Genomic DNA, 14,450 nt, shown 5'->3' with positions numbered 1-14,450 from the left:
AATTTACCGGATATAAAAATCCTTTGTAAGGTCAGCATACCATGATGACCGGGAACCGTCGGGATTCATAAGACATGCTTCTTTTTCCTCTGTCACCGTGGGAATCGCCTTTGAAAAGGTCAGCAGCCAGCGTCTGACGGGCTTGCAGGGGGTGGTGCGAATACCAACACGACGACAGAGAGAAAGACCGGCGAAGACACACTCTTCCTCTACCCGCTCCCGTACCTCCGTGGGGATGATGACGGAGAAGAGACCGTCCTTACGGAGTAGGCGCGCACTGTGTCGGGCAAGATCCCGGAAAGAGAGACTGTCATTATGCCGGGCCAGTGAGCGGCGCTCATCGGGGTTACGAAGACTGTCCTGGAAGAAAGGGGGATTACTGACGATGGCATCGTACAGCGAAGGTTGATACGTGTTGTTTGGCGAATATGTATAAGAATCTGTATCTTCGGAAGATATGTTATCAGCATTAAAGTTTTGAAACATACATGGTTGATGGACGATCACGCGTCCGTTATAGCCATTGCGCTCCACATTCTCGCTGGCCTGCCGGCACGCCTCCGCATCCATATCGAGAGCCTCAACGACAGCCTCGGGGAAACGCTGCGCCATCATCAAGGCGATCACTCCCGTCCCCGTCCCCACATCGAGAATACGACGGCCATGAGGGGGCACTGGAGCCCAAGCGCCGAGGAGGACACCGTCAGTGCCTACCTTCATCGCACAACGGTCCTGAGCAATGGTAAAATGTTGAAAAGTGAATGTATCCATACCTCTTCTAACGGCTTTTTTGATTTTTTATTACCTATTTTCGAACAAACTTTCTCTTATATGAAAGTATTTTTGTATCTTTGCAGCCCAAAAAGGATAATCAAACTCATGAGTAGAAAATCAAATACAACCATTCAGATGATCGCCGATTTCGACGGGGATGTCAGTCAGCTGTTCAAGTCTGTCCCCGACGGTGACTATCCGATCCTTTTCACCCGTGACCTCGTGGTGTTCCCCACAGTGGTCTCCCCTATTCTCTTAGGCCGTAAAGCCAGTATCGAACTGGCCCATAGACTCGAGAAGGACAACGATATGGTGTTCTGCATCTTTTGTCAGAAAGATCAGAGGACCGAAGACCCCACCTTCGATGACGTCTATCCGGTTGGCGTCTTTGCGAAGGCAATCCGTTCGATGGAACTTCCGGGCGGAGATGGCAATATCACGCTCCTTGTGCAGGCCATGGGCCGATGCCGTCTGACAACCGTCAAGGGACCGAAACCCTATTATACCGGTTCTGTGGTCAATGCCCCGGAGGTCATGCCGAAAGAGAATCATGCCACGAAAGGCCATTTCGCCATGCTCGTGGATACCCTCAAGGACACGACCCTTCGTTACGTCGAGGACAACGACGAGATGCCCGACGAGCTGAAATCGGCCTTCAGTAATATCAATAATGATACGATGTTCGCCAACTTCGTCAGTTACAACCTCCCCTTTGCGGTAGAGGATAAGATCAAGATGTTGGAAGCTGACACCATTGAGGATCGTATCATGGAAACCCTGAAGGCCGAGAACCGTGATCTCCAGCTCTTCGGCATCCGCCAACGGATCAACCGCAAGACGCAGCAGGATCTTGACGAGCAGCAGAAGGAATATTTCCTGCGGCAGCAGATGAAGAATATCAGAGATGAGCTCGGATCGAAAGATGACAGCAGCGACAGGGCCGAGCTCCTCCGGAAGGCCAAGAATATCCGGTGGACGGAGGAACAGCGTAAGTTTTTCCAGAAAGAGATCAAGAAACTTGACAACCTCAACCCGCAGTCTCCTGACTATAATGTTCAGATCACCTATCTGCAGACCCTTGTGGCCCTCCCCTGGGGAAAAGAGACGAAGGATGATCTCGACCTGAAGCGTGCCCGCCGTATCCTAGACCGTGACCACTATGGTATGGAGAAGGTGAAGGAGCGTATCCTCGAATATATCGCCGTGCTGTCCCTGCGTCATGACCTGAAGAGTCCGATCCTCTGTCTCTATGGTCCTCCCGGCGTCGGTAAGACCTCGCTGGGCAAGAGTATCGCCAAAGCCCTCGGTCGCAAATATGTGCGGATGAGTCTTGGCGGTCTCCATGATGAGGCTGAGATCCGCGGCCACCGCCGTACGTATGTTGGTGCCATGCCCGGACAGATTATCAAGAATATTCAGAAAGCCGGTTCCGTCAATCCCGTCTTCATCCTTGATGAGATCGATAAGGTAACCCGGAACCAATATAATGGTGACCCCGCGTCTGCTCTCCTGGAGGTCCTCGACCCGGAACAGAACAGTTCCTTCCATGACAACTATCTCGACATGGATTTCGACCTCTCGAAGGTCCTCTTCGTCGCTACGGCCAACGATCTGAACACCATTCCGCGGCCGCTCATCGACCGTATGGAGATCATCGAGGTCAGTGGGTATATCACGGAGGAGAAGATCGAGATTGCCAAACGTCACCTCGTGCCGCGGGAGTTGGAGAATACGGGACTTAAGGACCATGAGCCGAAGATCAAGTTTACCAAGGCCGCCCTGGAGAAGATCATTGAGTCGTATACCCGTGAGAGCGGCGTCAGAGAGTTGGAGAAACAGATCAACAAAGCGCTCCGCAAACTTGCCTATCAGCAGGCCCTCAACGGAGAGCTGGAGACGACAACGGTCACGCCGGCCCATCTTGAAGATCTCCTCGGCAAGCCGCCGTACTACCGCGATATCTATCAAGGTAACGAATACGCCGGTGTCGTCACGGGACTGGCCTGGACGAGCGTCGGTGGTGAGATCCTCTTCATCGAGACGTCACTGAGCAAAGGCCATGGTGGCAAGCTCACGCTGACGGGAAATCTCGGTGACGTGATGAAGGAGAGTGCGATGATCGCCCTGCAATATGTCAAGGCACATGTCGATGACCTCGGTATCGACTACCGCATCTTCGACAACTGGAACATCCATATCCATGTCCCGGAGGGTGCCGTGCCGAAGGACGGTCCGTCAGCCGGTATCACTATCGCTACGAGTATCGCCTCCGCCCTCACGCAGCGTAAGGTGCGTAAGAACACGGCCATGACGGGTGAGATCACCCTCCGTGGCAAAGTGCTCCCCGTCGGTGGTATCAAGGAGAAGATCCTCGCCGCCAAGCGTGCCGGCATCACGGATATCGTGATGTGCCAGGACAATCAAAAAGATATCGAAGAGATTCCTGAACAGTACCGTAAAGGTGTCACCTTCCATTATGTGGAGAATGTTCAGGATGTATGGGATTTCGCCCTCACCGATGAGGTCGTCAAGAATCCTGTCGATCTCTCCATCCCTGAAGAAACGAAGAAGAAAGAATGACATTCGAACTACAACATACCGATCCCTGTTCCGACGCCCGCGCCGGACGTATCACGACAGACCACGGCGTCATCGAGACGCCGATCTTCATGCCGGTAGGTACCTGCGGCAGCGTCAAAGCGGTCCATTTCAGTGAGTTACGGGAGCAGGTGAAAGCACAGATCATCCTCGGTAACACCTATCATCTCTATCTCCGTCCGGGACTGGAGATCCTGCGTGCCGCCGGTGGTCTCCATGGCTTCAACGGCTGGGAGCGCCCTATCCTCACCGATTCCGGTGGCTTCCAGGTGTTCTCCCTCACGGGCATCCGCAAACTCTCCGAGGAAGGCTGCGAGTTCCGCAGTCATATCGATGGCAGCAAGCATTTCTTCACGCCGGAGAATGTGATGGACACCGAACGTATCATCGGTGCCGACATCATGATGGCCCTCGACGAGTGTCCGCCGGGACAGAGCGACTATGCCTACGCGAAGAAAAGTCTCGGGATGACGCAGCGGTGGCTGGACCGCTGCATCAAGCGCTTCCACGAGACGGAGCCCCTCTACGGCTATCACCAGAGTCTCTTCCCCATCGTCCAGGGTTGTACGTATAAGGACCTGCGGAGAGAGGCGGCGAAATTCGTGGCCGACAAGGGCGCTGACGGTAATGCCATCGGCGGCCTCGCCGTAGGAGAGCCCACGGCGGTGATGTACGAGATGATCGAGGTCGTCAACGACATCCTCCCCAAGGACCGTCCGCGCTATCTCATGGGCGTCGGCACGCCGCAGAACATCCTCGAGGCCATCGAGCGCGGCGTGGATATGTTCGATTGTGTTATGCCCACACGCAATGGGCGCAACGCCATGCTCTTCACCTACCAGGGGACGATGAACATGCGCAACAAGAAATGGGAGGCCGACTTCACCCCTCTCGATCCCGATGGCTGCGAGACCGACAGGGTGTATACGAAGGCCTATGTACACCATCTCTTTAAAGCCGGCGAGCTCCTGGCCATGCAGATCGCCAGCATCCATAACCTGGCTTTCTATCTCCGCCTCGTCACCGATGCAAGACAGCATATTATAAAAGGTGACTTCGTCAAGTGGAAAGCAGGGATCATCGACCAACTGGGCCGGAGAATTTAACATCATTCATCATGCAGAAAAGGAATATCAAGCTGTTCTTCCGACGCGCCGCCATCCGGATGATCCGGATGTGGCGGTGGCTGAAAACGCATCTTGCTTTTCTTGGATTCCTCAGGGTCCTCAATCCGTTTCATTACATCAAGCGGATCGACTGGTATATCATCAAGAAGTTCATTGGCACCTACTTCTTCTCCATCGCCCTGATCATCTCCATCGCCATCGTCTTCGATGTCAATGAGAACCTGGCAAAATTCACGCAGTATCATGCTCCGCTGCGTGCGATCGTCTTCGACTACTATGCGAACTTCGTACCTTATTTTGCCAACCTCTTCAGTGCCCTCTTCGTCTTTATCGCCGTCATCTTCTTCACCTCGAAGTTAGCCGGCAACTCGGAGATCATCGCCATGCTCGCTACGGGAATATCCTTCAAGCGGCTCCTCCGGCCGTATATGATCTCCTGTACCTTCATCGCCCTCCTCTCCTTTTATCTCTCGGCCTTCGTCATTCCCCATGGCACCGTCATCCGTCAGAATTTCGAATCGCTGTATAAGAACAGTAAGAAGAACACGGCGGCAGAGAATGTGCAGTTGCAGGTGGCTCCCGGTGTCATCGCCTATATCCAGCATTACGATGACACGCAGAAGAAAGGCTATGGCTTCTGTTTGGACAAATTCGAGGATAAGAAACTCGTGAGTCACATGACAGCCATGGAGATCCAGTATGACACCATCTCCGACTCGAAATTCCATTGGAAAGCCTCCAACTGGAAGATCCGCAGTCTCCGTGGCCTCCGGGAGACGATCACCACGGGTGCGGAGAAGGACACCACGGTGATGATGGAGCCTACGGACCTCGTCTACAGTAAAGGTCAGCAGGAGACCTTTACGTTGCCACAGCTCAGCGACTATATCGCGAAGCAGCAGCACCGAGGGTCACAGAATGTGGTGCAGTATCAGGTGGAGTATCACAAGCGTATCGCTTCCTCCTTCGCCTCCTTCATCCTCACCATCATCGGCGCCTCCCTGTCATCCCGCAAGCGCAAGGGCGGCATGGGCATGTACCTCGGTATCGGACTGGCCCTGAGCTTTATCTACATCCTCCTGCAGACCATCTCGGCGACCTTCGCCATCAATGCCGGCGCGCCGCCGATCCTCGCCGCCTGGGCTCCGAACATCCTTTATGCTTTCATTGCCTGGGGATGTTACCGGAAAGCGCCGAGATAAAACGCAGCCATCCGACCTGACGGTCGGCGGGCCGCCACAAGGGACGGCCCCTGCAACTTCGCTGATCAGGCAATGAACCACCCATTAAAAAAATTGTAATAATGAAATTTGAAGAATTAGATTTATCCGATAACGTTCTCGATGCACTCTATGACATGCATTTCGATGAGTGTACGCCCGTTCAGGAGAAATGTATTCCTCCTATCCTCGAAGGTCATGACGTTCTCGGTGTCGCACAGACCGGTACCGGCAAGACGGCCGCCTATCTGTTGCCTATCCTCAGCCGTCTCGATGAAGGCGACTATCCCGACAAAGCCATCAACTGTGTCATCATGAGTCCTACCCGTGAGCTGGCCCAGCAGATCGACCAGGCCATGCAGGGCTTTGCCTACTATCTAGACGGTGTCAGCTCCGTCGCTGTCTATGGCGGCAACGACGGTAACCGTTATGATCAGGAGGTGAAAAGCCTCTCCCTCGGCGCTGATGTCGTCATCGCCACGCCGGGCCGTTTCATCAGTCATATCTCCATGGGAAATGTCGATATGAGTAAGGTGAGCTTCTTCGTGCTCGATGAGGCTGACCGTATGCTCGACATGGGCTTCTCCGATGATATCATGAAGATCGCGTCGAAACTCCCTGCAACCTGTCAGACGATCATGTTCTCCGCTACCATGCCGAAGAAGATCGAGGATCTCGCCAAGACATTGCTGAAGAACCCCGTAGAGGTGAAGCTCGCCGTGAGCAAGCCGGCAGAGAAGATCAAGCAGAGTGCCTATGTCTGTTATGAGACGCAGAAAATGGCGATCATCAAGGATATCTTCAAGGCCGGGGACCTCAAGCGCGTCATCATCTTCTGTGGCAGTAAGATGAAGGTCAAGCAGGTGGCCGGCAGTCTGCAGCGCCAGCATATCAACTGCGGTGAGATGCACTCCGACCTCGACCAGGCAGAGCGCGACGACATGATGTTCAAGTTCAAGAGCGGACAGTATGATGTTCTTGTGGCTACGGATATCGTTGCTCGTGGTATTGATATTGACGATATCGAGATGGTCATCAACTATGACGTGCCCCATGATGCCGAGGATTATGTCCATCGTATCGGTCGTACGGCCCGTGCGCAGCGTGACGGAAAGGCCATCACCTTCGTCAGTGAGGAGGATATGTTCTATTTCCAGCAGATCGAGAAGTTCCTGGAGAAAGAAGTAGAGAAGAATCCGCTGCCCGATGGTATGGAGGGTCCGGAATACAAGCCTCTGAAGCGCCCTGCCAAGGGTCAGAAGACGAGTGCCAAGAGCCGTCGCCGTAAGGACCGTGACCAGAACAGTCATAAGGACAAGAAACAGCGTACGAAGAACAGCCAGCAGGGCGGTCAGCGCCAGTCCCGTCAGCAGCGTCCGGCTCAGAAGAACGGTGAGGGACAGTCTCAGCAGTCTGCTACGCCGAAGGGTCAGGAGCAGGGTCAGCCGAAAAACAACCGGAAACGTAGAAATGACCCGTCCAATGGACAGAATGGCGAGCAGGAACAGCAGAGCCGTCGCCGTAAGCAGCGCCCGGCCAACAATGGTCAGAAGCAGGACGGTACCGCTGCACAGGAGCGTACGCCGAAGAACAATGCCACGAAGAATGCGGCCGCTAACGGTCAGCAGCGCCATAAGCGCCGTCGCGGTAATGTGGAGGGTAACTACCACAAGCGGCAGAAAGAACAGCAGAGTTCAACGAAGACGACAAAATATAATATCCCCGAGCCCAAGCGTCAGGAGAGCGGCATCAAGAAGTTCTTCCGTAAGGTCTTCGGCTTCGGCAAGAAATAATGTCGCCGTTTCGTCATTCCTTATACATAAAATTGCAACAAGAAGAAAGTATCTTTGCAAGTGTAAAAAGGACTTGTACTACTTCTTTAAATTGCAATAGTTTATGTAATCTTTTTTTGAAAAACGGCTATTCGGGAGAATAGCCGCTTTTTCTAATACACAAACATAAAATATGAAACACAAGAATTTTCTTTATCACCTCATTGCCTGTCTCACCGTTTTCGTATGGGGTGGTACTTTCGTCAACAGTAAGGTTCTCATCCTCCATGGCATGACGCCCGAGGAGATCTTCATGGTGAGATTCCTCATCGCCTATATCGCCATCTGGACCGTCTCTCCACACCGGCTGTGGGCGGATAACTGGCGCGACGAGGGTTTGATGCTGTTGCTCGGCATCACCGGTGGATCCTTATATTTCGTATCGGAGAACTGGGCCGTAAGCATCAGCTATGTCAACAACGTGTCGTTCATCGTCTGTACGGCACCACTCATCACCACCTTACTGGCCATTGCCTTTCTGAAGGATGTGAAGGCGACACCATCGCTTATCCTCGGTTCCCTACTGGCGCTGGCAGGTGTGGCTATCGTCATCTTCAACGGGCATTTCGTGTTGAAACTGAATCCCGTCGGTGACCTGCTGGCCCTCAACGCCGCCTTCTGCTGGGCCATATACAGTCTGCTGATGAAGAATGTCACGGGACGTTACGGGGCCGTGTTCATCACACGGAAAGTATTCTTCTATGGTCTCGTGACGATGATCCCCTTCTTCGCCGTCCATCCTTGGCAGTTCCCGTTGAGCGGCTTCCTCCATCCCGTGATTGCAGGAAACCTCATCTTCCTCGGTTTCATCGCTTCCTTCCTATGTTTCTTCCTCTGGAGTTGGGTGAACAAGAAGATCGGCGCCCTGAAAGCTTCCAATTATATTTATCTGAACCCAATCACTACGGTCGTCGTCAGTGCCCTCGTCCTCAGCGAGCCTATGACAACCCTCGCCTTCGTAGGCTCCGCCATGATCCTCATCGGCGTCTTCTTCGCCAACAGACACTAACTCCATATTCATCCACTTCCTCTTCCATCGCTCAAGATCTGATTACGCCAACCGCCCGGAGGACGCGCCAGTCTGTACGGGAACATACGAACAGATACCCGGCACCGACTAACGCAAAGAAAGGATAATTCCACACGGGACCGTTCATGACAAACGGAAGAAGGCTCAAAGCAGCCAACGGCGGCATGAGGAGACGGCATTGTCGCAGGACGGTGAAGGCCGTGAGAAGGACCAAGGGCATGACGATGAAAAGGGGCATTCCGCAAAACTCCAACAGAATTTCTTTCCCGATCACCCCGCAACAAGTCGTCAGGATCAGTGCCCGCACCAGTCTGTGGGGATGATGGCGCAGCGCGTTACCCGGTTGACAAAGTGTGGCAAAGACGACCATCAGCGGCGGTGCCACGAGGGCGGCATGACCGCCGTACTCCGCCATGAGCAATAACGGGAGAATGCCGGCGGCCATCAACAACCATTGCCGGCGACGGTCCAACGGACTCCTCCGCTTCGTTCCGTTCACAGGATCTACGTCCTTCCATCCCCTACTGACCGCTATCCGATTGAGAGATACCATCATCATAGCGATCAGGGCCACGGTCAACGGATAGAGTGGTGTTGTGAGGTGGAGAATGATCGGCAGCATCGCCGTGGCTACCGTAGGGAACAGTGTGGACCGGAACGTCATGAGTACCATGCCCGTCAACAGAAAGGCCATGAGCAAGGCCACCACCGGCACTTCTGGCAGCCACTGCTCCAGCATTGTCCCGATGAGCGCCCCCAATGTCAGCAACACGGGGATCTGCCACAGACGGACCTGCCACGGTCGATGGTCAGCCACGAGAAGTCCCGTAGCCAGCGCCGCGATCGGCGGATAAATCATCGCCCGCTGTCCGGACAATTCGGCCATTGCCGCCATCAAAGCTACTGCCAATAGGGCAAGCAGATCATTATAAAAGGAGTGATATCGCATTTGTCTGCAAAGATAATCTTTTTATTTTGAATCAAACAAAATTTTCAGAATTTATTTGTACCTTTGCACGGAAAGAACGAAAGAAGAAATGTTTTACCAGCTCATCCAACAGAAAGTAGAAGAATGGTTCCGACAGGACGACTGTCCCGCACGACAACTCGTAGGTTATATTACGCAACGCGGCATGATGCGTGACGCTCAGATTGCAGCCATCCGAACCTTTCTATATCTGAAGATCGCTTGCGGTAATCAGCCATTAGCAAGTCTATTCTGTGAAGGTCGTTTCAATGGTCCGGCTCCTGATTACGATGACATGCCCCTGAGCACCGCTGCTCGTAAGGCCCTCAAGAAACATGGTGCCGCAGAGGCACTGTTCCAGTATGCCCAGACGAAAGACCGGAAAGGCAAGCCGTTATCGAAAGAATTGGAGGAGTTTATCACCGTTCATTCCGACGAGATAGACTACGACCAGTCCTTCCGTGACATCTTCTATGGCATTTCCTATCCCGATTATGTTTTCTCCCTCCCGATGGGCGCCGGCAAGACCTTCCTCATGGCGGCATTTATCTACCTGGATCTCTATCTCGCCTTGCAGGATCCCGAGAATCCTGCTTTCGCGCATAACTTCATGATTATGGCCCCGTCGGGCTTGAAGACGAGCATCATTCCTAGTATCAAGCATATTCAGGACTTCGACCCTACGTGGGTGATGCCCGATCCTACGGCCTCGAAACTGCGGAGGATGATCTCCTTTGAGGTCCTGGACGAACAAAAAACTTCCAATAAAAGTAACCTCGTCAAGAATCCCAATGCGCAGAAGATCAACAACCACCAGCCTCTCCATGACTGCTGGGGCCTCGTGGCCGTGACAAATGCCGAGAAGGTGATCCTCGACCGCCTGGACAAGGATGCCGACAACAACCTTTTCCATGAAAATCCTACGGAATGGAATCATATCCGTTGCAGTAATGAGTTGCGCGATATCATCGGACGTATCCCCCATCTCGCTGTCTATATCGATGAGGTACACCATGCCAGTGACGGCGATATCAAACTCCGTCAGGTGGTCAACCACTGGATGGAGAGCACAAAGGATGATGATGATGGCTTCAACGGTGTCCTTGGTTTCTCCGGCACACCTTATCTGAAGAGTGCGGAGAAGATAACGCTTGGCGATACTTTCGACATCAAAGACACGAGTCTCTCTAATGTCGTTTACCACTACCCGCTCGTCAGTGGCGTGGGTAATTTCCTCAAACGGCCAACGATCAAGACGACTGCCAACAGTCAGGAGGCTATCGTCACCAAGGGTGTGGAGGAATTTCTTGACAACTTCGGATCTCTGGTCTATGCCAACGGCACAAAGGCGAAACTCGCCATCTACTGTTCCCGTATCGAGAATCTGGAAGAGACCGTCTATCCCCTCGTTGCCGCCCTCGTCAGCAAGCGCGGCATGAACCCACAGGATACCATCCTTAAATATCATGGTGGCAATAAACAGTATGCTGTTCCTGCCGGAGCAGCGGCTGCCTTTGCGGCCCTGGATACCGACTTCTCTCCCTACCGTATTGTCCTTCTCGCACAGATCGGCAAGGAGGGCTGGGACTGTAAGAGCCTGACATCCGTCATTCTCCCTCAGAAAGGGGCCTGTCCGCAAAACATGGTTTTGCAGACTTCCTGCCGCTGTCTGCGTCAGGTCATCAAGGGAGATACGGAGGAGCGGGCCCTGATCTGGTTGAATGATGACAATGCGAAAGTCCTCAATAAGGAACTGCAGCGCCAGCAAGATACCGATATCGATACCCTCAACCGGGCCGCAGATAACAAGAGGCCTCATATCGACCGCTATGTGCGCCGCGATGTTCCGCCTATCGATTTCTATCAATTACAGATACATTATAACACGCTCATCATCGCCGAGGAAAATGATGCCGCACGCCGTCTCGCCGCACTGGATATGGAGACGCAGGCAGCGATGGCGCAAACGGTGATCAGAGAAGCCCATGATCTCTCCGGACACATGGTGAATGAAACACTTGCCCATGTCCGTCAGGAGGGTGAGGCTGCACCCGTGAGTTACCATCAGTGGCTCCTGCGCATCAGCAAAGAGAGCATGGGTATGCTGAGGATGGCTGATCTGCGGGCGTGTGACGAACGGCTGAGACAGCTCTTCGAACAAGCCAGTGAGCAGAACCCGGAAGACGGACTGCGCTATCTCCGTACCGACATTGACCAACAACGTCTGCGGGCCCTCATCCGACGCTGCTTCGCGCCCGAACGGACGATAGAGACACGGAAAGACACGCTGCGCCGTGAGGCCAGCATCCTAAAGGTTGAGAACTTGACCTCTCCGCTCATCGTAGACTCTGAGCGTAACTTCTACCCCGATCAGCCCACGGTTCACAAAATTATCCTCGATGATCAAAGTAAGCCTACTGAAAATGAGAAGATGAAAGAGGCACGGGAAACGCTCGAGACTCTTCGGAAGATGAATCTCCCCGGGATGGAGGAAAGCATCAAGAAACTGGAGGAACTGGTGGAAAGACGGGGCAAGAATGACTCCGTTTTTGACAAGACCTATCATTATATCCCCTACCACTTTGACAGCAATTTCGAGATCAGCTATTTCTCCGATCAACTGCTGAGCATCGTCGGCAACAAGCCCTTGGAGGTCTATTTCAATGGTGATGACACCCTGACAGACTTCCGTATCGCCTGCTATAGCATGCGGGGCGATGACTGGCGGTATATCGGGTGTTACGTGCCCGACTTCCTCATGCTCAGCCGTAAGGAGGACGGAACCATCGACCGCGTGCTTATCATAGAGACCAAGGGTGAGGGTTTCGCGCCCCTGTTCCGTGAACGCCGGGACTTCATGTCGCAGGAATTCGTGAGACTGAATAATGATAAATTCGGCTATCGCCGTTTCGATTTCCTCTATATTGAGGACACGATGACAGTAAATGAACAATCGACGGTTACCCTACAGAAAATCAAAGATTTCTTTCAACTCTAACAGATTATTATGGCAGTAAAATATATTCCTTTCTTCCCGAATACCCTTGAGGGTCAGGCAATCCTCAACAACTTCGTACGTACACGCCGCTTCCTCGCCTATCGTGACAATGACCAGGTTGTGACGCAGATCCAGCGTGGCATGCCCCTCTATGAGGCTACCGAACGAGAGCGAGTGGGTAATGACAGTGACAATGTCGTGCTTCGTGGCGACTGCATCTCCTCCTGTGCCTGGCTCCGTGATCAGGGACGGACCGTCGACCTCGTCTATATCGACCCGCCCTTTGCCAGTGGTGCCGACTATGCTAAGAAAATTTATCTCCGCCGTAACCCGAAAGTGGCGCAGGCCGTGAAAGAGGCGGAACAGGAACTCGACAGCGAGGAACTGCGGGGCTTCGAGGAGAAGATGTACGGCGATATCTGGGATAAGGAACGCTACCTCAACTGGATGTATGAGAACCTCATGGCCATCAAGAGTGTCATGAGCGATAACGCGTCGATATATGTACACCTCGACTACCATATCGGACACTATGTCAAAATCCTTATGGATGAAATTTTCGGAGAACAAAACTTCCAAAATGAGATTATATGGCATTATTACAATAAGATGCAAGGTAATATAAATCGTTTTGCCTCAAACCATGATAATATCTTTGTATATCATAAATCTCCTGATTATTTCTTTCAGCCAATAAAAGAGGAACGTGAAAGTAAAACAAAACAAATTAAAAGAGTTTGGGATAAGAATTCACAGAAATTAGTAAATGCCAAAGACGAAAGAGGCAAAGTAGTATATATAGAAAGTAATGAAAAAACTGTGGATGATGTTTGGAGACTTTCTATGCTGCAACCAGCCGACAAGGAAGAACCGGTCGGTTACCCCACTCAGAAGCCCGAAGCCTTGTTAGAGCGAATCATCAAGGCCAGCAGCAATGAGGGGATGACGGTGGCAGACTTCTTCGGAGGCAGTGGTGTCACGGCCGTCGTGGCCAACCGGTTAGGACGGAAGTTTATCCATGGCGATGTCGGCGTCAACAGCACGCAGATCGTCCGTGACCGTCTCATCAAGGCCAAGGCCTCATTCCGTATCCTTGACATTGAGGATGGCGTACGCCTCTTCCGCAACCCCGTGCAGACGATGGACAAACTGAAGAGTCTCATCCCCGGCCTCCGCCAAGAGCCCGGTCTGGACGCTTTCTGGGCCGGTACGGTGATGGATCCGCACGATGGTATGGTCCCCGTCTATCTGCCCAACCTTCTTGATCCGGCCTGCCGCCTCCTCGACCGTCCGATGATGAACGAGATCGTTCGGGAGAAGCTCCCCGATCTGCCCGACAATACAAAGCGGGTCATCATCTATTATATCGACAGTATAGATCTCAAAGAGTTGGAGACGTTCATCCATGAACAGAATGCCACACTGATCCGTGTGGAACTGCGTGACCTCAAACGTGTCCTCGACGAGGTGGTCATCAATGATGAAGCCACCTGGCATCTCGAGGAAGTTCAGAAAGATCTCTTAAAGATGTGGCAGGTGACCATCGACTCTTTCCTCAGTGACCGTGTACTCTCTTGCATCCGCGACTATAATGCCAAGGGACAAGCACAAGCTGAAAACAAAGGCGTTACGTATCACCCCGTCACTGTCAGCGACGAGGGTCTGGAGACGATCGAGTGGATCAGCCTCGACACGACGACGGACGATGTCAAAGCCCCCTGGCACAGTACGACGGAGATCTTCATCGATGCAAAGGGCTTTGTACGCCAGGACTGCATCGATACCGGCAAACTCTGGGACGGGACGATCTGTTGTGACGAGAGACCGCTGCGCATGAAAATCCGCAATATCTGTGGCGACGAGAGCGTATTCTCACTTGGACCTATCACGCAATAGTTTCTAAT

The 14,450-nt window shown here is 52.8% G+C and carries 9 protein-coding genes; 7 read left to right on the top strand and 2 right to left on the bottom strand.

Translation table 11 applies throughout. The features are described from left to right. Nucleotides 1-3: 3 nt before the first annotated feature. Nucleotides 4-771, bottom strand: coding sequence for a tRNA1(Val) (adenine(37)-N6)-methyltransferase (locus G604_RS0101690; RefSeq protein ID WP_036904363.1), 768 nt, complete (start codon nucleotides 769-771; stop codon nucleotides 4-6). A gap of 108 nt (nucleotides 772-879) precedes the next feature. On the opposite strand from G604_RS0101690, the gene lon reads away from it, so the two are divergent. The 5 genes from lon to G604_RS0101665 all read left to right on the top strand — a co-directional run bounded on the left by lon (nucleotide 880) and on the right by G604_RS0101665 (nucleotide 8,560). Then, a complete protein-coding gene (lon, locus tag G604_RS0101685; RefSeq protein WP_028909026.1) occupies nucleotides 880-3,354 on the top strand; it encodes an endopeptidase La in 2,475 nt (824 codons plus the stop codon). Beyond that, the gene (gene tgt, locus G604_RS0101680; protein WP_028909025.1) at nucleotides 3,351-4,478 is read left to right on the top strand and encodes a tRNA guanosine(34) transglycosylase Tgt; all 1,128 of its coding nucleotides are present in this window, start codon (nucleotides 3,351-3,353) and stop codon (nucleotides 4,476-4,478) included. The genes lon and tgt overlap by 4 nt, the downstream gene beginning before the upstream one ends. 59 nt (nucleotides 4,479-4,537) lie before the next feature. Further along, a complete protein-coding gene (locus tag G604_RS0101675) occupies nucleotides 4,538-5,701 on the top strand; it encodes an LptF/LptG family permease (protein ID WP_036904443.1) in 1,164 nt (387 codons plus the stop codon). Nucleotides 5,702-5,802: 101 nt separating this feature from the next. Further along, entirely contained in the window at nucleotides 5,803-7,512 is a 1,710-nt protein-coding gene (locus tag G604_RS0101670; protein WP_028909023.1) for a DEAD/DEAH box helicase, read from the top strand. Between the two features lie 172 nt (nucleotides 7,513-7,684). Beyond that, entirely contained in the window at nucleotides 7,685-8,560 is an 876-nt protein-coding gene (locus G604_RS0101665; RefSeq protein ID WP_028909022.1) for a DMT family transporter, read from the top strand. Nucleotides 8,561-8,591: 31 nt separating this feature from the next. On the opposite strand, the gene G604_RS0101660 is transcribed toward G604_RS0101665, so the two are convergent. After that, nucleotides 8,592-9,467: a hypothetical protein gene (locus tag G604_RS0101660; RefSeq protein ID WP_155941828.1), complete on the bottom strand. Its 876-nt coding sequence runs from the start codon at nucleotides 9,465-9,467 to the stop codon at nucleotides 8,592-8,594. A gap of 151 nt (nucleotides 9,468-9,618) precedes the next feature. On the opposite strand from G604_RS0101660, the gene G604_RS0101655 reads away from it, so the two are divergent. Both G604_RS0101655 and G604_RS0101650 read left to right on the top strand, forming a co-directional pair. Next, nucleotides 9,619-12,546 (top strand): DEAD/DEAH box helicase family protein, encoded by a 2,928-nt coding sequence (locus G604_RS0101655; protein WP_028909020.1) that lies wholly within the window; start codon nucleotides 9,619-9,621, stop codon nucleotides 12,544-12,546. 9 nt (nucleotides 12,547-12,555) lie between these two features. Beyond that, on the top strand, nucleotides 12,556-14,442 hold the full coding sequence (locus G604_RS0101650) for a DNA-methyltransferase (protein ID WP_028909019.1): 1,887 nt from the start codon (nucleotides 12,556-12,558) through the stop codon (nucleotides 14,440-14,442). Nucleotides 14,443-14,450: the final 8 nt, after the last annotated feature.

Origin of the sequence: Prevotella sp. AGR2160, from assembly GCF_000424185.1 — a bacterium.
Classification (GTDB): domain Bacteria; phylum Bacteroidota; class Bacteroidia; order Bacteroidales; family Bacteroidaceae; genus Prevotella.
The sequence above is the reverse complement of the archived record's forward strand: the minus strand, read 5'-3'. Positions and strand labels throughout refer to the sequence as shown.